The organism is Candidatus Fermentibacter sp. (genome assembly GCA_030373045.1).
Classification (GTDB): Bacteria; Fermentibacterota; Fermentibacteria; order Fermentibacterales; family Fermentibacteraceae; genus Fermentibacter.
In genome coordinates this window covers 67,003-90,092 of the sequence record JAUCPW010000009.1, presented here as the reverse complement: position 1 = coordinate 90,092, position 23,090 = coordinate 67,003, and the positions used below count along the sequence as shown (strand labels likewise).

20 protein-coding genes are annotated in these 23,090 nt (G+C 66.6%); 19 read left to right on the top strand and 1 reads right to left on the bottom strand.

The features are described 5' to 3' along the window. The 4 genes from QUS11_02630 to QUS11_02615 all read left to right on the top strand — a co-directional run. Window positions 1-1,555, top strand: a 1,555-nt coding sequence (locus QUS11_02630; GenBank protein MDM7992187.1) for a hypothetical protein, incomplete at its 5' end; no start/stop codon positions are given. Continuing rightward, window positions 1,552-2,370 (top strand): glycosyltransferase family 2 protein, encoded by an 819-nt coding sequence (locus tag QUS11_02625; GenBank protein ID MDM7992186.1) that lies wholly within the window; start codon window positions 1,552-1,554, stop codon window positions 2,368-2,370. The genes QUS11_02630 and QUS11_02625, both read left to right, overlap by 4 nt. Beyond that, window positions 2,367-4,001: an ATP-binding protein gene (locus tag QUS11_02620; protein ID MDM7992185.1), complete on the top strand. Its 1,635-nt coding sequence runs from the start codon at window positions 2,367-2,369 to the stop codon at window positions 3,999-4,001. Before QUS11_02625 ends, QUS11_02620 begins: the two co-directional genes overlap by 4 nt. After that, window positions 3,998-5,278, top strand: a complete 1,281-nt coding sequence (locus QUS11_02615) for a sigma-54 dependent transcriptional regulator (protein ID MDM7992184.1) — start codon at window positions 3,998-4,000, stop codon at window positions 5,276-5,278. Before QUS11_02620 ends, QUS11_02615 begins: the two co-directional genes overlap by 4 nt. A gap of 9 nt (window positions 5,279-5,287) precedes the next feature. Here the strand turns inward: QUS11_02615 and gatE are convergent, their stop codons facing one another. After that, window positions 5,288-6,982 (bottom strand): Glu-tRNA(Gln) amidotransferase subunit GatE, encoded by a 1,695-nt coding sequence (gene gatE / locus QUS11_02610; GenBank protein MDM7992183.1) that lies wholly within the window; start codon window positions 6,980-6,982, stop codon window positions 5,288-5,290. 234 nt (window positions 6,983-7,216) lie between these two features. Here gatE and raiA point away from each other — a divergent pair, with 234 nt between their 5' ends. From raiA to QUS11_02535, 15 genes are all read left to right on the top strand, one after another. Further along, window positions 7,217-7,786 (top strand): ribosome-associated translation inhibitor RaiA, encoded by a 570-nt coding sequence (raiA, locus tag QUS11_02605; GenBank protein MDM7992182.1) that lies wholly within the window; start codon window positions 7,217-7,219, stop codon window positions 7,784-7,786. A gap of 1 nt (window position 7,787) precedes the next feature. Then, a complete protein-coding gene (hprK, locus tag QUS11_02600) occupies window positions 7,788-8,750 on the top strand; it encodes an HPr(Ser) kinase/phosphatase (GenBank protein ID MDM7992181.1) in 963 nt (320 codons plus the stop codon). A gap of 23 nt (window positions 8,751-8,773) precedes the next feature. Next, complete coding sequence (locus tag QUS11_02595; protein MDM7992180.1) at window positions 8,774-9,040, top strand: HPr family phosphocarrier protein; 267 nt, start codon at window positions 8,774-8,776, stop codon at window positions 9,038-9,040. 1 nt (window position 9,041) lies between these two features. Further along, window positions 9,042-10,805 (top strand): phosphoenolpyruvate--protein phosphotransferase, encoded by a 1,764-nt coding sequence (gene ptsP, locus QUS11_02590; protein MDM7992179.1) that lies wholly within the window; start codon window positions 9,042-9,044, stop codon window positions 10,803-10,805. Beyond that, window positions 10,805-11,782, top strand: a complete 978-nt coding sequence (locus tag QUS11_02585; protein ID MDM7992178.1) for a sugar phosphate nucleotidyltransferase — start codon at window positions 10,805-10,807, stop codon at window positions 11,780-11,782. The genes ptsP and QUS11_02585 overlap by 1 nt, the downstream gene beginning before the upstream one ends. Beyond that, window positions 11,757-12,839 carry a glycosyltransferase family 1 protein gene (locus QUS11_02580; GenBank protein ID MDM7992177.1) on the top strand — a complete coding sequence of 361 codons (1,083 nt, stop codon included), beginning with the start codon at window positions 11,757-11,759 and terminating at the stop codon, window positions 12,837-12,839. The genes QUS11_02585 and QUS11_02580 overlap by 26 nt, the downstream gene beginning before the upstream one ends. Then, on the top strand, window positions 12,836-13,930 hold the full coding sequence (locus QUS11_02575; protein ID MDM7992176.1) for a glycosyltransferase: 1,095 nt from the start codon (window positions 12,836-12,838) through the stop codon (window positions 13,928-13,930). Before QUS11_02580 ends, QUS11_02575 begins: the two co-directional genes overlap by 4 nt. Continuing rightward, window positions 13,914-14,462 (top strand): Gx transporter family protein, encoded by a 549-nt coding sequence (locus QUS11_02570; GenBank protein ID MDM7992175.1) that lies wholly within the window; start codon window positions 13,914-13,916, stop codon window positions 14,460-14,462. Before QUS11_02575 ends, QUS11_02570 begins: the two co-directional genes overlap by 17 nt. Before the next feature lie 24 nt (window positions 14,463-14,486). Then, complete coding sequence (locus tag QUS11_02565; protein MDM7992174.1) at window positions 14,487-14,759, top strand: DUF4321 domain-containing protein; 273 nt, start codon at window positions 14,487-14,489, stop codon at window positions 14,757-14,759. A gap of 18 nt (window positions 14,760-14,777) precedes the next feature. Next, on the top strand, window positions 14,778-14,966 hold the full coding sequence (gene tatA, locus QUS11_02560) for a twin-arginine translocase TatA/TatE family subunit (protein ID MDM7992173.1): 189 nt from the start codon (window positions 14,778-14,780) through the stop codon (window positions 14,964-14,966). A 3-nt stretch (window positions 14,967-14,969) separates the two neighbouring features. Then, window positions 14,970-15,572 carry an ADP-ribosylation factor-like protein gene (locus tag QUS11_02555; protein ID MDM7992172.1) on the top strand — a complete coding sequence of 201 codons (603 nt, stop codon included), beginning with the start codon at window positions 14,970-14,972 and terminating at the stop codon, window positions 15,570-15,572. An 85-nt stretch (window positions 15,573-15,657) separates the two neighbouring features. After that, on the top strand, window positions 15,658-17,019 hold the full coding sequence (locus QUS11_02550) for a hypothetical protein (GenBank protein ID MDM7992171.1): 1,362 nt from the start codon (window positions 15,658-15,660) through the stop codon (window positions 17,017-17,019). 47 nt (window positions 17,020-17,066) lie between these two features. Continuing rightward, entirely contained in the window at window positions 17,067-19,253 is a 2,187-nt protein-coding gene (topA, locus tag QUS11_02545; protein MDM7992170.1) for a type I DNA topoisomerase, read from the top strand. Beyond that, a complete protein-coding gene (locus tag QUS11_02540) occupies window positions 19,217-20,125 on the top strand; it encodes a tyrosine recombinase XerC (GenBank protein MDM7992169.1) in 909 nt (302 codons plus the stop codon). Before topA ends, QUS11_02540 begins: the two co-directional genes overlap by 37 nt. Further along, window positions 20,122-23,055: a DUF2723 domain-containing protein gene (locus QUS11_02535; protein ID MDM7992168.1), complete on the top strand. Its 2,934-nt coding sequence runs from the start codon at window positions 20,122-20,124 to the stop codon at window positions 23,053-23,055. Before QUS11_02540 ends, QUS11_02535 begins: the two co-directional genes overlap by 4 nt. Window positions 23,056-23,090: the final 35 nt, after the last annotated feature.

The following is a 23,090-nucleotide window of genomic DNA, read 5'->3' as shown; positions in this document are numbered from 1 at the left end:
CCCGGGCCTGTGGTTCGGGATACCGGGGTACAGGATCCTGCCCCTGATCGTCTCGATACTGGCCGCGTGGCTCGCCGGGAGATGCGCAGGGGCGGCCGGATCGAAGGATGGCGCCATGGCTGGTGCGGCGGCCCTTCTTCTCCTGCCGGGAGCTGCATGTGCGGGGCTGGCGTATGCCGACTGGGCGGCGGCAGGGCTGGTGGCTGCCGGAGCTGTCGGGGCCGGAGGCAGGAGACCCCTCCTGACCGCCCTCGCAGCTGCCCTGGCCCTCGCAGCCCTGAAGCTGAGATTCGCCCCGCTGGGAGCGGGCCTCGTCATCGCCGCCCTCGCCGGCAGCAGGGGCATGGGGCCGGCAAGGACGGCGCTCGCGGTGATCGCACTCACCGCCGTCGCCCTGGCGGCGGACCGGTACCTGCTCGGAGGCAGGGTCTTCTGGGTGAGATACGGGAACGTCGAATTCCTGAGCACGCTCTGGAACCGCACCGTGTCCTCGGGAGGAGACCTGCTCCGGCTGCCGGTCTTCGCCCTTGTCGACCAGGAGGCCGGGCTCCTCTGGAGGGCTCCGTGGCTGATCGCCGCCGTCCCCGGAGCCGTTGCGCTCGCGAGGGCGAAGACTCCGGCCGGGCGGGCGCTGCTCGTGTCGGGATCTCTCTATCTCGCCGGCCTGGTCATCTGGACTCCCATGGAGTGGCACTCCATGCCCACTCCGGCCGGGCGGTTCTTCATCGCCCTCATGCCGCTGGCCGCGTCCGCCGCCAGCTTCCGCGGCATACCGCGGCCACTCCTTGCATTGTCGGTACTCGCCTCCGCCATGTACATCGCCGTGCCGGGCCTGCGCTTCAACCACCTGGACGGCTGCGACGCATTCTTCGACATCCTCGGCCGGGGTCTGCCCGGCAACCTCTGCCTGGCCTTCCCTTCGATGGTCAGGCCCGCTGCGATTGTGACTGCGGCATGGTTCGCGTTCTGGGTCCTCCTCTCGATCCTACTGCTCGCGAGGAGGAACGGGGCGGCCCTCGTCCTGGCGGCGCTGGCCGTTCCCGCCGCCGTCGCGCTCGCCGCCTCGACCCGCGGCGTATACGAGGCGGAGGATCTGTCTCCCGACTACCGGATAGGCTGCTCCCTCTATCCCCTCTCTCAGGATCCGCCCGAGAGGATGGCCTGGCCCGGATCGAGGGAGAGGCTGCTCAGGCTGGGCGAAGCCGGAGACGCAGTCATGCTGCCCGTGGAACCCGGTGTCGGCGATTCGGTCAGGGTGGAACTCGTGCTCAGGGGGTTCACCTCCGGGGCGGAGCCACCCGTGCTGGCCGCCCGTTTGGGCGACTGGTCCGCGCTGTCCGGAGCATCCACACCCCAGCAGCCCCTCCCGGACTGGATCGGAAGGGTGAGGGAGGGCCAGGCTCCGCCGCCTTCCGCCGGAAACGCCCGGGACACCCTGATCGTGCTGGAGATGCCCCGTGCCGGCGGGGCCGGTGTGCTGATCCTCTCTCCGCAAGGGTCCTATCCGCCCGGCGAGGGGATCTTCCTCGACCGGGTGAGGATCACGGGAATATGACGCGGGTCACCGCGGTCATCCCTTCGTGGAACGGGCTCCATCTGCTGGCCGACTGCATCCCTCCCCTCCTCGACGCCGGAAGGAACCTCGATCTGAGGGTGATCGTGGTCGACGACGGATCCTCCGACGGGACGGCGGACTCGGGCCCCGGCCTCTTCCCCGGGGTCGGGTTCGTCCCGAACGCAGGCCCGCGCGGCTTCTGCCACTCCGTCAACACCGGAGCCGCCGTCGCGGATGACGGGCTGCTGTTCCTGCTCAACAACGACGTGATCGTCCAGCCGGATTCGATCCCGGGCATGGCCGACGTCCTGGAATCCTCCCCTGATAACGTTATGGCCGTCATGCCCCGGATCATGAGAGGCAGCGAAGACGAGAGCCTCCTCGGGTGCGGATTCAGGCTCGGCCTCGCGATGACGCTGAGCGGTTCCGGCACGGCCTACCCTTCGGGAGCCTGCTCGATGTTCAGGACCGGGCACTGGAGGACCCTGGGCGGGCTCGATACCAGATATGCGCCCATGTACTGGGAGGACGTGGATCTCGGTCTCAGGGCCTCCGCCGCCGGGATGGAGGTCCGCAGGGCGGAGGGCTTCCGGGTCCTCCACAGGCATGCCGCGAGCGCGGGCCACGGCACCGCGATGAGGAGGATGCGGGAGAGGAACCGCTTCATACTGATGGATGCGCATTTCCGCAGCAGGAGGATGGAGACCGCCGCCTTCCTGCCGTTCCACGCCGCTTCGTCGCTCGCACGCGGAAGGACGGAATTCCTCGCGGGATGGCTGGATTATCTGAAGTGGAGGAGGAACCGGGCCCGATGATCACAAACCGCACCGGCGGGCGCAGGTTCATGGTAGGAGTCGAGCTGCTGCTCGGGCTCGCCCTCGGGGCCGCCGCACTCGCGGCTCTCGTGTCCTTCCTCGTCGTCATGCTCGAGGGCAGGAGGCTCGAGGACGAAAGGCGCGGCAGGGGATTCCTCGTGGCGGAGGCACTTGCGTCCGGCCTCGGCGACAGCCCGTCACCCGAGGCCCTGGCCGGCCTCTTCAGGAGGTACGAGATAGCGGGGATAGCAGAGGAGGCCCTGCTCCTCGAGCCGGGGGAGGCCGTTCCGGAAGGCGGCGACTGGTTCGGCAGCGCTGTCCGCGGGGGCTCGACGGTGGCTGTGCGCATCCCTCCGGCAGGCGGGGAGGCGTGGGAAGGCCTGGGCCCCCTGCTCGGGGCGATCGCCGCGGTGCTGGTCCTGCTCGCCCTCCTGTCGCCTTCCTATGTCTCGAGGAATCTGACCGCCCCCCTGAGAGGGCTTCTTGCCGACGCCGGGAGGTCGGGCGCGGGAGACTCGACAAGCGCCGTCTCGGCTCGCGCCTCCTTCTCCAGGCTCGTGGACATGCTTGCACAGAGGGATTCCGAGCTGGATGCCCTCAGATCGAAGGCCGAGGAGAGGGCTGACATCGCAGAGGCCGGCGTTTCCGCCATGACGTCGGCCGTCGGCTCCCCGGTGTGTGCGATCGACCCCGAGGGCGGGCTCATGGCTTTCAACGCCGCCGCCGAGGATCTTTTCGGCATCGTGCAGGAGGACCGCGGGAAGCCCTTCCCGAAGGACAGGACCGCCCTCGGGTCCGTGGTCTCGGAGATGCTCGCCGCGGGAGAGGGAGGGACATGCCTCTCGGAACGGACCGTCGAGGAGGACGGAGGGGAGAAGGTGTTCTCCATATCGGTGAGCCGTTCTCCCGGAGGCATGACGGCGGTGCTCGCGACCGACCTGAGCGGCATGAGGGCCCTGGAGAGGCGCCTCGCCGAGGAGGCCGCGATGGCAGGGCTCGGCACGGCGTCCGCCGGCATCGCGCACGAGATGGGCAACACCCTGTGCGCCCTCTCGGGCTTCATAGACCTTCTCGCAAGGGGCAGGGACGATCCCAGGGCGCTCGAACTCATCGGAGAGGCGCGGGCCGAGGTGGATTCGGCCCTGAAGATGATCGAGTCCTTCAAGATGATGTCGTCCGCAGGATCCGGTTCCCCGGTCGCGATGGAGGCTTCCGGCCTCGTAAGGGCCGCGCGCTCATGGGCCTCGCAGATCCAGGGCCCCGTCGACGTCCGCGCCCAGGGTCCGACCGGTTCGGTCGCGGCCGATCCGGCCCTGCTGGAGAAGGCCGTGGTGAACCTCCTCCGGAACGCACGGGATGCCGATCCGTCAGGCATGATCGAACTCTCGCTCGAAACCGGGGAGGGATGGCTGACGATCACGGTATCGGACCGCGGGCACGGCCTGCCTCCCGATCCCTCCGTAGTCCTCAAGCCGTTCTTCTCGACCCGGGGCGACCAGGGCCACATGGGGATGGGTCTGACGCTCGCGAAGAGGATCGCACTGTCGTTCGGAGGGGATCTCAGGGCATGCGCCCGGGAGGGCGGAGGAGCCACGTTCGTTGTTATGCTTCCTCTGATGGAGGCACGATGAGGTCGATCCTGCTGGTCGAGGACAAGAGGGGCATGCGCTCGATGCTGACGGCGGCACTCGCCGAGGACGGCTGGGCAGTCACGGCCGTCGCCGACGGCCTCGAAGCGGTTTCGCTCGCGCCCGGATCCTCCTTCGACGCCGTGCTGTGCGATGTCTGCCTTCCCGGTGCCGACGGGCTGGAGGTCCTGTCGGCATTCGCCACCCACAGACCGGCTACTCCGGTGATCCTCATGACGGCGTTCGGCACGATCGACCTGGCCGTCAGGGCGATGAAGCTCGGCGCGAGGGACTTCATCACCAAGCCGTTCGAACTGTCGAGCCTGACGGCGCTCCTGGCGGGCCTCTCGCCCGGTTCGCCGGGCTGCATGGTCGGCTCCGACCGGGGGTTCCGGGATGCTCTCGACAGAGCCGCGAAGGCTTCCGGGAGCCGCCTCAACGTCCTCGTGCTCGGCGAGAGCGGAACCGGGAAGGAACTCCTGGCCAGGAGGATCCACGACATGAGCGAGAGGGCCTGCGGCCCCTTCATACCGGTGAACTGCGCGGCGATCCCGTCGGAGCTCCTCGAGAGCGAGCTGTTCGGAGCCGAGAAGGGCGCCTACACAGGCGCCGATTCGCCCAGGCCCGGGAGGTTCGAGCTGGCGGACGGGGGCACGATCTTCCTCGACGAGGTGGGAGACCTGGCTCCCGCACTCCAGGGGAAGCTCCTGAGGGTTCTGCAGGAACGGACCTTCACCAGGGTGGGCGGCTCCGTCCAGAGGACGGTGGACGTGAGGATCGTCTCGGCAAGCAACAGGGACCTGGCTGCCGAGGCGGCATGCGGACGCTACAGGCCCGACCTCTTCTTCAGGCTCTCGGAGTTCCCCGTCTCGATCCCGCCGCTGCGTGACAGGAGATGTGACATCGTCCCGCTCGCCGCGCATTTCCTGGCCGAGGCGGGGAGGCCCGGATGCCCTCTGCCGCCGGGGGCCGTCGACGCGCTGGAAGGCTACGGCTGGCCGGGGAACGTCAGGGAGCTGCGGAGCATCATCCACAGGGCCTGTGCGCTCGCCGCGGGGAGGGAGATCGAGAGAGCGGATCTGGAGATCCCCGAGCCGGTGAAAGCGACCGGAGGGCTGCTGGATGCATCCTCGCGGGCTGCCCGCGAGGCCGAGAGGGCCATGCTGCTCGCGGCTCTCGAGGAGTGCGGGTGGAACAGGACCGAGGCCGCACGCAGGCTCGGGGTCAGCAGGCAGACTCTCTCGAGCAAGATCAGGGATCTGGGGCTGTCCAAGAGCTGAGCGCGAGCGTCAGCTGGAGGCCTCGGCCTCCATCGCCTCAGCCGCGGTGAGTCCGACAGCACGGGACATCGCATCCAGGACCCTGGCAGAGCCCTTGAGGGAGACGCCCTTCACGAAGCACTCCTCGAGGGCTCCGGCGATGCCCTGTTCGCCGATGCCGGACCAGTCGGCCCCGGCCCTCCTCGAACCCCTGCGCCTGTCGGTCAGGAGCCAGGCGAGCGCCGAAGCGGGCCAGCCGACCCGGGGCCTGACCGTGTCGAAGAGGTCCGCCGACTCCCAGTTGATGAGCCTTCCAGCCAGCTGATCCGGCACTCCCAGGGCGGCATACGACTCCCTGCGCTCCCAGGGGCGGGGCTTCAGCCTGGCCATGATCCTGGCGCGGAGTTCGTCCGAGACGGGTTCGGGCGGGAGGTCTGTGTCGGGATACATGCGGTCCGGCCCGGGAAGGATCCGTTCGAATGTCGTCCTGCCGCCGGCGAGGGCCTGCCTCGTCTCGGAGGGGACTCCGTCGAAGGCCTCCCTCACACGGATGACCGTCTCCTGGGAGGCTGTGACGAGATCCTCCTGGGGACCGGCGAAGAGGAGCACGGCATCTCCGGGATCGGTCACGCCCAGTGCGGCGCGAAGGGCTTCGGGAGCCTCCGAGACGCAGGGACGGCGCTCGAGGCAGGCGATGACCCTGATCCTGCCGTCGATCTCGTCGAGGAAGTCCATTCCGGGCTGGAGGGGCCAGTGTATGAAGGGGGCGAATCCGGGCAGGACCTGCACCGCTGCAGATTCCCCCGCTTTCAGGGTTCCCAGGCCGGACACCGAGACGGCGGCGGGGTCCAGGAAGATCGGGGACGCGTTGTAGAAACCCTTGTCCGCCCCGGAGCCGGGGAGAGCAGCCCTCAGGTCGAGGAGACCTTTCTGCCTGTAGGCTTCCGTGGAGCAGAGAGCCTCGATCATGCCGATGCGCGGGACACCCTTGATCTCTATCCTGGTGCCGCCCCGGATGGAGACGTTCACGTCCTGCCTCACCGAGCCGATGCCCCTCCTGACCCTGCGCGTCGAACGCATGACATCGCCCACGAGGGCGGCTCCGAGAGCAGCCTCCGCAGGCGTGTAGAACTCGGGCCTCGTGACCGACTCGACGAGGGGGATCGACAGGCGGTCGGTGCGGTAGAAGACGTGGTGTCCGACGTCGTCCACCTCGCGGCAGGCATCCTCCTCGAGGCTCAGCTGGAAGAAGCCGAGAGTCCTCCCGAGGAATGGAACGCTTCCGTTCACGCCGACTATAGCGGTGCGCTGGAATCCGGTCGGGATGCTGCCGTCGAGGTACTGCTTCCTGGTGATGTGGATTTCATCGACGAGCGACATCCCGAACATCATGGCTATCTCGAGGGCGGACTCCACTGCTTCGGGATCGGCCTTGAAGGGGGGAGTGTCGTCCATCTCGTAGGTGCAGACACTGCTGTTGTAGAGCAGGTAGTGGACCTGCTTCCTGGTCTTGAACTCCATGAGGGCCGTGCCGTCGTACTCGCCGAATTCGCTGAGGGTCGGCCTCATGTGGCGGAGGAGTTCGGAGTCCGGGGCGTCGTTCCTGATGGATGCCGGGCAGCGGCAGAAGAGCTTGTTGGGTGTGGCGAGCTGCTGGTGGGTCTCCAGACCGCTGCGGAAGCCCAGTTCGACGAGTTCAGAATAGCCGTCGGCGCGAGCAGACAAGGGAGGGCTCCTTCCGGTGGTTAAATCAGGACGAACATATCAGGACGCGCCGGCGGGTCAAGAAATGCGCATCCCCGTCGTTGACCGGGGGACACTCCCCGGGTATGATCCGAGCGTGAAGGCACACGTGGCATTCCCGGCCCTTCAATGCGCTGCTCCGTCAAGGGGGGCAGCGTTTTGTCATATCCGGGGGTGTGCACGTGCGGTGCGCCGGCATTTCGAAAGGAGCGGGCAATGAACATCGACATCAGCGGCAGGCACTTCGAGCTCTCCGAGGGCATCAAGACCTATGCGAGAGAGAAGCTTTCCGTTATGGAGAAGTTCTACGACGGGATAGACGACATACACGTCGTGCTCGAGGTCACGGCCGGCATCAACCACTCCAGGATCCAGGTGCGCGGCGACAGGCTCAAGATCGACGCCAGAGCCCAGTCGCACGACATGTACGCCGCTCTGGACGAGACGGTCGGCAATCTCGAGAAGCAGCTCAGGCGCTTCAAGGACAGGCTCCACAGCCATCCCCACAGGCCCGGGCAGGAGGACGCAAACGCCGCGTTCCTCTCCGCGGGCGACATCTGGATGCCCGATGCCGGGTCCGAGCTCACCGGGCCGTTCGTGATCGACAGGATAGACTCCCTCCCCAGGATGCGCACGGAGGACGCCATGACGGAGTACGAGCTCACAGGCGGACACTGCATGCTCTTCCACAACACCGAGACGTCTTCCGTGAACGCTGTCTACAGGGCCTCCGACGGTTCGAGCCGCGTCGTCGAGCTGAAGCCGCTCAGGGAAGAGAACGCCTGAGATGAGGGACAGGTACCCCGAACCCGGGGACATGACGGTACGCAGACTCGTCGAACTGATTGGCCAGAAGCTCCTCATCACCCCGGTCGCCGGCGAGACCGGCTACTCCAGGCTCGTCGGCAGCCCGGACATCAACAGGCCCGGTCTGGCCCTGACCGGCTTCACGCACCGCTTCCTGCACGACAGGATACAGATAATCGGCGAAACAGAGATCACGTACCTGTCCTCTCTGGACCAGGAGGCCCGGGAGTCCGCGGTCCGAAACCTGTTCCAGTTCCCGGTGTACTGCTTCATAGTCACCAAGGGGTTCGAACCGCCCGTGGAGATCGCCGAGGAGGCCGCCGGCTGCGACTGCGCCGTGTTCAGATCTCCGAGGGACACCACCCCCCTGATCCACGACCTGACCGGGTACCTGTCCGAGGTGTTCGCGCCGAGGAAGTGCGTGCATGGCACACTGGTCGATGTGTTCGGCGTCGGTCAGCTGGTGACGGGGCGCAGCGCCATCGGGAAGAGCGAAGCGGTCCTCGGACTCGTGGAGCGCGGGCACAGGCTGATCGCCGACGACATAGTCAGGATAAGGCGGACGGGCGAACAGCTCCTGGGCACGGGCGACGCAATAATGGGCAGCCACATGGAGATCAGGGGCCTCGGCATGGTGAACATCCCCGTGCTCTACGGGATCAGAACCGTCAAGGACCGCCATCCCGTAGACATGGAGGTCAGGCTGGTAGACTGGACCCAGAAGCCCGATTTCGACCGGACCGGCCTCGACAGGAGCACCACCACCTATCTCGGGGTCAGGATTCCGCAGATAGTCCTGCCCGTGCTGCCGGGGCGCAACATCGCCCTCCTGCTCGAGGTGGCGGCCATGTCCTTCCTGCTCGAGAGCCGCGGAGTGGACGTCCCTGCGGAACTGGATCTCAAGCTGATCGAGAGGATGAGGGAAACCCCCGGCGGCGGATGATGCCGTAGATCAGGAGCCGAGAGTTGTACCAGAAAGCCGTAGCAGTCCCGAACAGGCTGGGGGTCCATGCCAGGCCCGCGGCGCTGATCGTAAAGAAGGCCGCCGTATTCGCCAGCGAGATCACCATCTCCAACGGGATCGAAGAGGTCAACGGCAAGAGCATCATGGGAGTCATGACCCTTGCGGCCGGCCAGGGGACCGAGCTGCTCATATCGGCGTCGGGCGAAGATGAGGAGAGGGCGGTCGAGGAGCTCTGCAGCCTCGTTTCCTCCGGTTTCGGAGAGGACTGAGGTGAGCCGCTCCTTCGAGGGCACCCCGGCGTCGCCCGGGATAGCGGTCGGACCCGCCTTCCTGCTCGACGTCGAGGAGCTCAGGGTCGCGAGGAGGGAGATCTCCGGGGAGACGGAGGCCGGGAAGGAGCTGGCCAGGCTGGATGACGCCCTCTCCGCCACCCGCGAGGAGCTCCGCAGCCTCTCGGACGGCATGGGAGAGCTCGTAGAGGGCAGGCAGATCCTCGACGTGCACATGATGCTGCTCGACGACCCCGTCATGCTGGCCGACGTCCGCAGGCGCATCACCGGACACCGCGACAACGCGGAGCACGCCCTCAGCCAGGTACTCAACGACGTGATCCAGAGATTCCGCGCCATGGAGGACCCGCTCATAAGGGAGAGGGCCTCCGACGTCAGGGACGTAGGCCGGAGGGTGCTCGCCAAGCTCCTCGGCTCCGAGAGGGAGGCCCTCGGAAGGGTCTCCAGGCCGGTGGTGCTCGTCTCCAGGGAGCTCGATCCGTCCGTGGCGGCCGGGCTCCGCAGGGACCAGGTCCTCGGCTTCGCGACGGACGAGGGCGGCAGCACCTCGCACACCGCCATCCTCGCCAGGAGCCTGGGCATCCCGGCGGTCGTAGCCCTCAGGGAGGCCGCCGAAGCAGTCCAGCCGGGCATGACCGTCATCGTGGACGGGATCCACGGGAGGGTGATCCTGGATCCCCAGCAGGACGAGCTCGAATACTACACCCGCCTGCGGGACAAGTACTCCGAGATGGAGGCCGCGATAGCCCGCAACGCCTCCGATCCCGCAGTCACCGCGGACGGCCGGCCGGTCGAGCTGGCCGGCAACATCGAGTTCTCCCAGGAGGCCGATCAGGTAAAGAAGTACGGCGGCCGAGGCATTGGCCTCTTCCGCACCGAGTTCCTCCGCCTCCTCTCGCCGGATGCGGACGACGAGGACATGCAGTGCATGGCTTACTCCCACGCGCTGAGAGAGATGAAGCCCTATCCGGTGGTGATACGCACGCTCGACCTAGGCGGCGACAAGTTCCCCGGAGTCCCGGAACTGAGGGAGAGGAACCCGTTCCTGGGCTGGCGCGCGATCAGGGTATGCCTCGACAAGCCCGACATCCTGAGGCGCCAGCTCTCGGCCATTCTCAGGGCTTCAGTGGAGGGGACGGCCTGGCTGCTCATACCCATGGTCACCGAGCTCGACCAGGTGTTGAGAACCCGGGACATGCTCGAGGACACCAAGCTCGCACTGGCACGCGACGGCATCCCGTTCGATCCCGCCATCCCCCTCGGCATCATGGTCGAGACCCCGGCGGCAGCCATCGCCATCGACATCTTCCTTCCGCACGTCGACTTCGTATCGATAGGCACGAACGACCTCACGCAGTACACTCTGGCAGTCGACCGGGGGAGCCCCTATGTCGCCCACCTCTTCGACCCCCTCCACCCGGCCGTGCTCAGGCAGATCGACCATGTCGTCAGGATGTGCCATGCTGCCGGCAGATGGGTCGGGGTCTGCGGCCAGATAGCAGGGGAACCGCTGGCGGTGCCGCTGCTCCTCGGGCTCGGGGTTGACGAGCTGAGCGTGTCGATCTCCCTCATCCCCGACATCAAGAAGATGATAGGGGTCGTCGACACCGCGGAGGCCGCCGGACTGGCGGGCGAGGCGCTCGCCGCCGACTCGGCCCTCAAGGTGAGACAGCTCGCGAGGAGCTATGTCCAGGGCAGGTTCCCCACCATTCTCCTGAACGGTTTCCAGGGAACGGAGGAATGATGCACGCTGTCATCCCTGTCGCCGGAATGGGGACCAGGCTCAGGCCTGTCACCCACACGACGCCGAAGGCGCTGGTGCCGGTGGCGGGCAGGCCCGTGCTGGGCCACATAATTGACAGGATCATCCCTGCGGGAGTCGACAGGATCACGCTGGTGGTGGGACATCTCGGCGATCCGATCGTGGAATGGGTCAGGTCCGAGTACCGGATGAGGGTGGATTTCGTCAGGCAGGACACCATGAACGGACTCGCAGGCGCCATTGCGCTCTGCGCCCCCCTGATCGACGACGGCCCCACTCTCGTCGTGCTGGGCGACACGTTGTTCGAGGCTGACCTTTCGGGCATCGCCTCGGAGAGCCGCAACAGGCTGGCGGTCTGCCCCGTGGACGATCCCTCGCGATTCGGCGTGGTCGTCGCGGAGGGGAACAGGGCCGTCAGGCTCGTCGAGAAGCCCTCGGAGTTCGTCAGCGACCTCGCCATAGTGGGCATCTACATGTTCCGGAGCGGGGCCGGGATGATCCGCGCCTGCGAGGATCTCATGCGCGAGGGTGTGAGGACCAGGGGCGAATTCCAGCTCACCGACGCGATGCAGAGGATGATCGACGGAGGGGAGGAGTTCGAACTGGTCAGGGTCGACGACTGGCTGGACTGCGGCAGGCCCGAGACGCTCCTCCAGACCAACAGGATCCTCCTGGACAAGGATCGCGGCACCCCTCCGCCGGATATCCCTGGCTCCCTCGTGATCCCTCCGTGCCACATCGACCCCGGAGCCTCCGTGGAGGGGTGCATCCTGGGTCCGTACGCGTCGATCGGGCCTGGCTGCAGGCTGGCCGGGTCCGTCGTGCGCGATACCATCGCCAGCGGTGACAACACGATAGAGGACTCCGTCCTGGACGGTTCGGTGCTGGGCTTCCGGGCCTCCGTGACGGGGAGGCCGGTTTCGGTCTGCCTGGGTGACGATTCCACGATCTCCCGGTGACTGCAGGGCAGTCATATATGGTGCCTCCCTCGGTTCGAGGGGCGGCACCGGGGTATACCTGGCCAGACTCCTCCGGGGTCTGATCGAGGCAGGCGAGGACGGCGTCAGGGTTGCCGCGGGAGGCAGGCTGACCGGCCTCCGGGAGGCTCTCTCCCCGGCGCGTGCAGGATCTTCCCGCAAGGTCATCGACGAGATGATCCTGGCCCCTTTGGCGGCTTCGCGGATGAAGGGCGCGCCCGTCCACATGCCTGCATTCACGGGATGCGCACCCCCGGGGGCCGCATCCCTCCTGACCCTTCACGATCTCGCCTTCATGGCGCACCCGGGCTGGTTCCCGCCCCTGCGGAGGCTCTACTACAGGCTCGTCTTCCCCCGCTCGGCGCGGTCGGCCGACATCGTCATGGCCGACAGCGCCTTCACCGCATCGGAAGCGGTGAGGCTGCTGGGGCTCGATCCGGTAAAGCTGAGAGTGGTCCCCCTGTCCTCGGGTCCCGGCGGGTCGGGGGACGCGGAGAGGGGGAGGAGGATGCTCACGGGCGGAGGCCCCTACATCCTCAGCGTCTCCACGATCGAACCCAGGAAGAACATCCCCGCCCTGCTCGATGCCTGGAAGGGCATTGCGGCAGCGAGGCCCGGGATGACCATGGTGGTCGCCGGGCGGTGGGGATGGGGGCCGGCGGAGACCAGGAGAAGGCTCTGTTCGATGCCGGGCGTTCTCTGGACCGGTCCTCTCGGCGAAAGCGACCTTGCCGACGCCTATGCAGGCGCCGAACTGCTCGTGTACCCGTCCCTGTACGAAGGTTTCGGGCTGCCCCCCCTGGAGGCCGCCCTGGAAGGGACGCCGAGCGTACTGGGGCCTGCGGAAGCTCTGCGGGAGGTGTACCGCGACGTGGCGGCGGCTTTCTGCGGGGAATCTCCGGAATCCATCAGGGATGCCGTCCTCGATGCACTCGAGAGCCGTCGCGAACCATCGGCCCTGAGGGATTTCGCACGCGGGCTGAGCGACCGGGCCATGGCCGGGCGGGTAGCCGGCATCTACAGGGAGGCCGGGGGATGAGGATCCTGCACGTCTACAAGGATGTGTATCCTCCGGTTCACGGCGGCATAGAGAGGTACATTCACGACACCGTATCCTCCATGGCGGCGCGGGGGCATGAATCCACCATCCTCGTCGCCTCCCGGAAGCCGGCCCTCAGGATAGGCAGGCGTTCCATCGACGGCAGTCCCGTGATCGAAGCCCCGTGCCTGGGGCGGCTGTTCTCGAATCCGGTGTGCCCCGGGCTGGCGTCGCTCCTGCGCAGACTCCACCGCGAGATGCGGTTCGACCTGGTGCACTACCATCATCCGCTGCCCACGGCTGCTGTCTCCTGGGCCTTCGCGGGGCTGGATGCCCCCCACATCGTGACCTACCACAGCGACATAGTGAGGCAGTCCCTCCTGGTGCCGCTGATAGAACCATTCCTCTGGCCCTTTCTCCGCAGGGCCCGGGCCGTCCTGGCCACCTCGCCCGCATACGCGGAGTCATCGAGATTCCTCCGCAGACTCTCGAACGTCCATGTGGTCCCCCTCGGGGTGGACACCCGCAGATTCAGCCCGGGCCCCGCGGACGGCAGGGATGGGTACTTCCTCTTCGTGGGCAGGTTCCGCCGCTACAAGGGCATCCCCGTCCTCCTCGAAGCCTGGCGCGGCCTTCCGGGGCGGCGCCTCGTCATGGCGGGGAGCGGGCCTCTCTCGAAGGAGATCTCCGAGGCCGCATCGAGGGACGGTTCGCTCGTCGAGCTCGCAGGCGACGTCAGCGACGACAGGCTGGTGGAGCTGTACAGGGGGGCCAGGGCGCTCATCCTGCCGTCGACGGAACGCTCGGAGGCCTTCGGGCTCGTCCAGGTCGAGGCGATGGCGTGCGGAACCCCGGTGATCAGCACCGACATAGCCACAGGGGTCCCCTGGGTGAACAGGGACGGAGAGAGCGGTCTGACGGTGCGCGCCGGGGATCCGGGGGCCATACGCGAAGCCGTGGAGAAGCTCGATGACGACGCCCTGAGGGATGACCTGTCGGCCGGAGCCAGGTCCAGGGCCCTGACGCACTTCGACATGGAGAGGACCATGGACGAGCTCGAGAGGATCTGCAGGGATGCCGCAGGGATCTGAGGGAGGCGCGGGAAGGCCGTCCGTCCTCCTGCTGGTCATCGCGGGGACGGCGCTGGGTTTCGCCGAGAGCCTGCTCCCCAGACCGCTCCCGTTCCTCAAGCCGGGATTCGCGAACATCGCGGGCGTCCTGGCGGCGATCACCTTGGGAACGCGGGGAGCCTTGAGGGTGAACGCCACCAGGTGCCTTGCCGTGGCGCTGGCGACGGGCACCCTGGCGACTCCCTCGTTCGTCCTGTCCATGAGCAGCGCTCTTTCGTCGGCGTTGATGATGGGGTCATGCTCCCGGCTGGTGCCCGGGCGCCTGTCCATCACCGCCCTCTCGGTGGCAGGGAGCGCGGCCGGCATGGCCGCCCAGCTCATAGCCGCATGCGCCATACTCCCGGGCCTTCCCGTGCGGGCGCTCCTGCCGCCGGCCGCAGCGTGGGCCGTGTTTTCCGGTGCGATAGTCGGCATCGCCTCGGCATCCCTGATGAGGTCGGGTGTGATGGCGCGCCTGCAGGGCGGGCTTGTTCGGGAACCGGGCCAAGGATAGATTCGGGCTGTCGTCGGAGGCGAATTGCTCAACAAGAGACCACCCGGGTTCTGGATAGCGATGTCCCTGCTGGGGATGATGGCGGGTACGGCATTCGGCGAGGGCATGGCCCTGATCCTCCCTGACACGGCGACCACGCTCAGATCCTTCTTCGCCGGCTCGCTCGAGTTCTCGCTCGGACCATTCCGGCTCGACCTCGTGGTGATGAGATTCGCTCTCGAGGAGATAGCCTTCAGGGTCAACCTGATGAGCTTCCTCGGGCTGATACTGGTAGGTGTCCTCTACAGGTGGTTCTGACCCCGCCTGGAGGTGGGTATGTTCCGTCCTTCGCCCCTGGAGATAGGCCTGATAGTCGTGGCTCTGCTCCTGCTCTTCGGGGCGAAGCGGATACCCGACATCGCCAGATCCCTCGGCCAGGCCCTGAGGGAGTTCAAGAAGGGCATCCGTGACGGCATGGACGACAACCAGAGCCATCGCGGCTCCGGGCAGCCCGGGGGGGAGTGACGCTTGGCGACCGTCAGCTACAGCGCCCGCGAGATCGACTGCAAGATCGTCTACTGCGGTCCGGGGCTCTCCGGCAAGACGACGAACGTCAAGGTCATCCACGGAGAGGTTCCCGCCGACAACAGGGGCAAGCTCATCTCCCTCGCCGCCGGCAACGAGAGGACCCTGTTCTTCGACTTCCTCCCCCTCGATACCGGAACGATCAACGGTTTCAAGATCAGGCTCCATCTCTACAGCGTCCCGGGGCAGGCCATGTACTCCGACAGCAGGAGGCTGATCCTCCAGGGCGTTGACGGCATCGTATTCGTCGCCGACTCCCAGAGGGACAGGATGGAGGCCAACATCGCCTCCCTCAGGGATCTCAGGGACAATCTCAAGAACCAGAAGAGGAAGGGCGTCAGCCTGGTCCTACAGTGCAACAAGCGCGACCTGCCCGACATAGCCTCGGTGGAGGAGATCAGCGAGACTCTCGGGCTGAGCCGGATACCCGTCGTCGAAGCCGTGGCCTCGAAGGGCATCGGTGTCTTCGAGACCCTGCGCAAGGTGAGCCGCATGGTCATCACCAGGCTTCACCGGCAGTTCGAGGCCGACGAGGGAACGGCATGACGAACGACCCTGCTGTGCCTTATCCGGGCCAGGAGCATTCCGTCAGTCCGCACCGCGGATACGAAGAAGACAGGGGGATGGTCTGATGGACCTCTCAGAAGCTCTCGTCGATCTCCTCCTCGTCCGGCTCGGCAGGGAGGAGGAGAAGCAGCGCGTCCTGGAACTCCTCGTGTCCGAGCTGCACATGACCCGCGAGGAAGCCAGGGCTTCCGTCGACAAGGCCCCGCTCGTCCTGCTGGAGGCCGTGCCGATGGGCCGGGCCAGGGTCATACAGAACAGGCTGTATCCCTTCGTCGACCTGCTCCCGAGGATGGAGACCGTCGAGGACCAGCAGGAGGAGGCTCCCCAGGAACCGCCCCGGGTCCCGGAGGAGGAAGAGGATTTCGGGGAGCTGGATGAATCGGCTTCACACACCCCTCCCGCCCCCGTCAAGCACGAGGAGAAGCTTTCGGTCACCTCCGCCAGCGAGGAGGTCCTGTCCATCGAGCGCTGCCACGTCTGCGGCAGGACCCCCACGGGAGGGGAGAAGCTGGCGCCATGCCGCTCCTGCGCCGAGCTGACATGCCGCGACTGCTTCGACAGGATCGCCCATGTCTGCCAGAAATGCGCCGCGGACGGCAAGGTGGTGGATGCGCCCCTCGCGCGCACGACCTCGTCCAGACCCCAGTCCAGGCACGGCTCCGACCAGACCATGCAGACGGCACCGGCGTCGTCGGGCAGGGGCGGATCCAGGAACATCGCGTACGTAGCGGCTGGAGTGGCCGTGCTGGGGCTGCTCGCGGCCTTCTATCTCCTCGACCCGCTCGGGCTGTTCCACGCCGTCCCCCCGGATGCGGAACCGGCCGATTCCACCGAAGTGGCGCCTCTCGACACCATGCCTGCCGACACGCTGACCCTGCCGCCCGATTCGACGGCCATCCAGGGTCCGGACAATCCCGGCGACGAAGACATCCTGTCATCCCTGTCCGGCCTTCCGCTCCCCCCGGGAGTCGACTCCATAACAGACGCTCCGGCCGTGCCCCTCGAGACCCAGGCGCCGTCCGGGATCGATGTCATGGCCGAAGCGGGGGAGATGCTCGAAGGCGACCTGGCCAGGATCGCAGCTTCGATCCCGGTCACCGTGGACAGGTTCGCGGTCTTCAGGATGCCCGACAGCACGGTCGTCGCCGCGGTGACAATCCTGCACCCGGTCGAGGACACCTACAGGTACGCGCTCCTGAGGGCGCTGACGGCATGGCTGGGCGAGGGCCCCGTCGACGAGCTCGTCTTCTATTACAGCGAAAGCGAGTACTACCCGGTGAGGACGGTGTCCTTCGTCAGGGCGAGCTTCCCGACGGTGTCGGCCTGCATGGGCCCCGTCGACTTCCAGAACTGCGCCGGGACCACGAACCAGGAGGTCTGGAACATCCTCTCGGGTCCCCTGCAGGACTGGATGGCCCGCTACTGAGCCGCCAACCCGCACCCCGCCGTCGAACAGACAGTGACGGAACCGAGATGAGCGCAAGAAGCCTCGTCATAATTGAATCTCCCGCCAAGGCCCGGACGCTCAGGGGATACCTGGGCGGTGACTTCGAGATCGTCGCCTCCATGGGCCATGTCCGCGACCTGCCCAGGCAGCGCCTGGGTGTTTCCACTGACTCCGGCTTCAAGCCCCAGTACACGATCCTGCCGGAGAAGAGGTCGACGATCGATGACCTCAGAAGGATCGCGAAGAAGTACGACACCATCTATCTCGCAGCCGACCCCGACAGGGAGGGCGAAGCCATCTGCTGGCACCTCTCCGAGCTGCTGAAGAGGGATGGCGTGAAGTTCAAGAGGCTGAAGTTCAACGAGATAACGAAGGACGCCGTGCTGGGTTCCCTGAAGAAGGCCGGCGAGATCGACATGGACCTCGTCGATGCCCAGCAGGCCAGGCGCGTGATGGACCGCCTGGTGGGATACAGGATCAGCCCCTATCTCTGGCGGGCGATAAGCTCGGGGCTCAGCGCAGGCAGGGTCCAGTCCGTCGCGCTCAGACTCGTACAGGAGAGGGAGGATCAGATCTCCTCCTTCGTCCCCGTGGAGTACTGGCCCGTGAAGGCGCGCTTCGGACAGGGAGGGGAGGAGGTCTCCACCACGCTCGTCCGGATCGCGGGAAAGCGGGCCGACGGCGACAGGCACGCGCCCGGATCCAGGGAGGAGGTCGACCTGCTCCTCCCGGGGATCAGGGCCGAATCGTGGATGCTCTCCTCGATCGAACGCAGGGAGGCCACTCTCAGGCCGCTCCCTCCGTTCATCACGAGCACCCTCCAGCAAAGTGCATCCAGCACGCTCGGACTCTCTCCCTCCAGGACCATGTCCCTGGCCCAGGAGCTGTACGAGGGCATGGACATCGGTGGAGAGCACTCGGGCCTGATCACGTACATGAGGACCGATTCGGTCAGGATAGCCCCGGAGGCGCAGCAGGCCGCCAGGGAATTCCTGGAGGCCGCCTTCGGTCCCGGCATGCTCCCTCCCTCGCCGAGGAGGTTCAGGAGTTCGTCCGGCTCCCAGGACGCGCACGAGGCCATAAGACCCACCGATCCCGCCAGGACCCCTGAGATGCTCAAGGGCAGGATCCCGGACCAGCATCTCAGGCTCTACGGCCTGATCTGGAGGCGTTTCACAGCCTCGCAGGCCTCCGACGCCATTGTCGACCGCACAGTGGTGACGTTCACGGGAGGCGTCTACGAGTTCCGGGCTACGGGAGAAGCGCTGAGATCGAGAGGTTTCCTCACGATAGACCCCGGCCAGGCATCGATAGAGTCGCCGATGCCCGGCTCCCTCGCCGAAGGCCGGGCCGAACTCCTCGAAGTGACGGCCGAACAGTGCTTCACGAAGCCTCCGTCCAGGTTCACCGAGGCAGGGCTGGTGGCCGAGATGAAGAAGCTCGGGATAGGCCGCCCGTCGACCTATGTGAGCATCATAGACACCATCAGGAAGAGGAGCTACGTGGTGCTCAGCGAGAAGAGGCTCAGGCCCACCGAACTCGGCACCGCGACGGTGCGGCTCCTCGTGGACCTCTTCCCGGCAATCTTCGAGACATCGTTCACGGCGTCCATGGAGGAGATGCTCGACAGCGTCGCTTCCGGCGGCACGAGCTACGAAGAGGCGGTCTCACGGCTCCAGGAGCCCCTGGAGCAGTCCCTGAAATCGGCTGTCGAGAACCTGGGGCGGGTGCGGAGCGAGCTCTCGCGCCAGACCGGCGAGAAGTGCCCCCAGTGCGGTTCGCCTCTGCTCCTGAAGCCCGGCAGGTTCGGCAGCTACCTCTCGTGCTCGGACTATCCCTCGTGCAGGTTCAGGAAGTCGGCCGAAACGGCGGTCGACAGCGGGAGGAAGTGCCCTGAATGCGGCTCCCCGCTCGTGTTCCGGACCGGCAGGTTCGGGAGGTACCTGGGCTGTTCCGGGGCGGCATGCCGTCACACCGAACCGGCCCCCACCGGAGTGGCCTGCCCCGAGGAGGGATGCAGCGGCGAGCTGGTCGAGCGCAGGTCGAAGAAAGGGCGCATCTTCTATTCCTGCAGCCGTTTCCCCGAGTGCAGGCACGCCTCGTGGAGGAAGCCGGTGGCTCGCAGGTGCGAGAGATGCGGCTTCCCGTACCTCGAGGAGACAGCGAAGGGGCTGATGTGTCCGAGCTGCCGGAAGCCGGCCGGGAACTCCTAGCTGCCTTCTCCTCCTGGCTCACCGGCGCCAGGGGTCTGTCCGCCCGGACGGCATCCTCGTACATCTCGGACCTCCGGAAGTTCCTCGACTTCTGCGAAGGAACCCCGAGGTTCGATTCGGATACACTCAGAGCGTTCGTGAGGGGCGAATCGGAGCGAGGGCTCTCCCCGAGGTCGGTTTCCCGGGAGATCTCCGCTCTCAGGGCCCTCGAGGGCTGGCTCGAACTCAGCGGCGGGTCGGAGGGTTCGCAGGCTTCGAGACTGCCGATGCCGAAGGCCCCGCGCAGACTGCCGGGATTCCTGGGTGTCTCGGAAGTGATGTCCGTACTCGAGTCCTACGACACGTCCACGGCGACGGGCATGAGGGACAGGGCGGTCGTGGAGCTCCTGTACGGCTCGGGCGCAAGGGTCTCGGAGGCTTCCGCCGCAAGGCTCGAGGATCTCGACCTCGAGCGCTGCATGCTGCGGATCGTCTCCGGCAAGGGGGGAAGGGACAGGATCGTGCCTGTGGCGGAAATGTCGGTAGCAGTCATATCTTCCTGGCTGTCCGTCAGACCGTCGTTCACCAGGAGGGACCCCGGGTCGCCCTGGCTCTTCGTGAGCAGGAACGGCAGGAGGCTCGATCCCAGGGACATAAGGAGGATAGTCGCCAAAGGGCTCTGCGGCGCATCCAGGACACTGGGTGCGACCCCTCACACGTTCAGGCACAGCTTCGCCACCCACCTTCTCGACAACGGGGCGGACCTGAGGGCGGTGCAGGAGATGCTGGGGCATGCCAGCCTCTCCACGACGCAGATATACACACACCTTACCGGGGACAGGCTCAGGGAAGTCTACAGAAGGGCGCACCCCAGGGGAGAGGACGAGGGATGAGTCAGGGCGCAGGCCACACGGATCCCGTGTGCAGGACGGTTCCGACCGACCGCTGGTTCGCTGCGGCTGCCGGGATCATCGTCGGTCTGGTCTATCTGCTGACCATGGCCAGGACCGTCAGCTTCTGGGACAGCGGCGAGTACATCGCCTGCTCCTGGATCGCCGGGATACCGCACCCGCCATGCGTCCCGCTCTTCGTTCTCCTGGGCAGGTTCTTCACGCTGCTGTTCGGATTCATCCCTGACATCGCCACCAGGACGAACCTCATGTGCGTGATCGCCGGAGCCGTCTCGATGGCTCTCCTGGCCAGGCTCACCCAGCGCTGGTCCGTCAGGATGGGGCTTTCGCCCTCCTTCTACAGGCCGGTGTCCGTGGCAGCGGCCCTGCTCGCCGGTTTCAGCTTCACGGTATGGCAGAACAACAACGCGATGGAGACCTACGCCATCTCCCAGTGCATCGCGGTGACAGCCATCTGGGTCTTCGACATCTGGATCGTACGCACGGAGGAGTCGCGCCCGGCCGACAGGCAGCTCTATCTCGTCCTCTATCTCCTCACCATGGCCGTCGGGGTGCATCTGGCGGCCCTGATCGCCGTGCCCGGCATCGCCGTGATCTATGCCCTGTCCGCCGCGAAGGGCAGGTCGGCTCTCTGGAGGAGCCCTCGATTCCTGGCGACGGCGCTGGGCCTGATGGTCCTGGCCTTCAGCGTGCACCTCTACATGCCCCTGAGGGCCGTCCAGAGGCCCGAGATCAACGAGACCGACCCCTCGAACTGGCCCGCCTTCAGATCCGCGCTCGCCAGGGAGCAGTACGGCCAGGTCTCCGTCTTCGACAGGAAGGGCCCGGTGCCCGAGCAGATCGCCCAGTACTTCAGATACCTCTCATGGCAGTCCGGCCTGCCGCAGTCGTGGGACAGGATGCTGGGCGCCGCCGGCACCCCGCTGTTCTTCGCGATCAGGTTCGCCGTCACGATCTCGGCCCTCTGGGGGTGCGTGCTCCTGTGGCGGCGGAACCGCCGCATCCTGCTCTATGTCGGTACGATCTTCCTGATGGCAAGCGTGTTCTTCATCTTCTACCTCAACTTCAAGACCGGTCCGATCGCATCCTCCACAGGAGAGGTGCGCGAGAGGGACTACTTCTACGCGGATTCCTTCGCCCTCTTCGCGGTCTTCGCGGCATTCGGCGCGGGAGCCTTCCTCAGGACGGCCACGCGCAGGGACGAAGCCGCATGGGCCGTGATGCTCCTGCCCGTCGCCAGCCTGGCGGGGAACTACTTCATGTGCGACCGCTCCCGGGACGTCGTGGCGCGCGACTACGGCATCAACCTCCTCGAATCGTGCTCCGAGGGGGCCGTTCTCATAACCAACGGCGACAACGACACCTTCCCCCTCTGGTTCGCGCAGTCCGTCCTCGGGGTGAGGAGGGACGTCATCGTCAGCAACCTCAGCCTGATGAACACGGACTGGTACCTTTACCAGCTCCTCGACCGCGACCCTGCGCTCATCCCCTTCGGGGATCTCGGCCTGGTGGACTCGATGCGCCCCGTGTTCATCTGGGGGCCGCACTACTTCCATGTCACGAACGACGGCATGCCTCTCCTCTCGGAGACCGACAGCGGGATACTCCGGTCCGTGTTCCCGCAGGCCTGGCCATGGGCGATCCGGCGCGGCGACTTCGCGCTCGCGCTGCCGAGCGAATCCTACGGTGTCCAGGGCTCGATCGGGATGCAGGACCTCGTGATGCTGTCGATGGTGGCGCGGAGGGACGTCCACGGGCGCGATGTCTATCTTGCGGGAACCGTCGCCGAGGACAGCAGGATCTACGTCGAACCCTACCTGATCATGGAGGGGATCGCCTTCAGGGTCGGTGACGAACCCGGCACCGGCATGGTGGACGTGGGCCGGAGCTGGCGCCTGATGGATTCGTACCGTTTCGAGGGTCTGGACGATCCTGGCATCTTCAAGGACGACCAGGCCGTGCTGCTTGCCAGGAACTACGTGCTGGCCTACCACAGGCTCGTGGACGCGCACTACGACGGGGGCTCGGCGGACAGCGCCGGGATCGCCCTCGCACGAGCCGAGTCACTCTTCGTGGCCATGCCTTCGGAATGGATGCAGTTCCTCCCCACGCACGCCCTTCTGGCGGCAAGGCTCGTCGACGGCGTCCAGGGATGCGATTCGGCCGCGGCGTACATCCTCTCGGCCGCGGACCGCCTGGCCGGCTTCGCCTCTGCCCGTTCGGACTCCAGGCTCTCACAGACCGCCGTCCTCCTCGGACAGGTGGCCATCGACTACGACAGGGAGGGCCAGCTCGAGAGGGTGGTCGACTCGCTCCAGCCCGGCACGGCTGCCAACGTCTGGCTGCAGGTGGAGGTGGACCTCCACTTCGGGAACCACATAGGGGCGTGGAACGCTCTGAGGGGCTACGAGGAGACCAACCCGGGCGATCCGACGACCGACTTCCTGAGATCCGAGATGGATGCCTATCTGGAAACCACGGACCGCATGGACAGGTTCGACCTCCAGAACAGCGCCGTCTCGACGATAGTGCAGGCTGGCGACACCGCACGCGTCAGCGACGCCCTGGATGCGATGATCTCCTTCCTCGCCGCCGGGGAGGCCGGTTCGGCCTACGCGTGCGGAGCGTACTACTCGGCGGCGCTCGGGGAACCCGGAGCGGAATCCCTCCTGTCCGGCTTCGCCGCTTCGATCGCGGATGATCCGGCGGGCGCGGAGGCTCTGGGGGAGTGGTTCACGCTCGAGTCGGTCAGGACGTCCCCCGGGATCCTGGCCTGGGAGTGCGCGCGCCTGGGCGAGAATGCCCTGTGCTATGCGGCACTCGCCAGGACGGATGCCACGGAGGAGACTCTGGGGAGGATGCTGGCCGACCCCGCTGCATACGCCCGCGGGATGGCCGCGCCAGCCCTCTGAAGATACGCCGGGCGGCGGATTGAGTGGTCCTGATG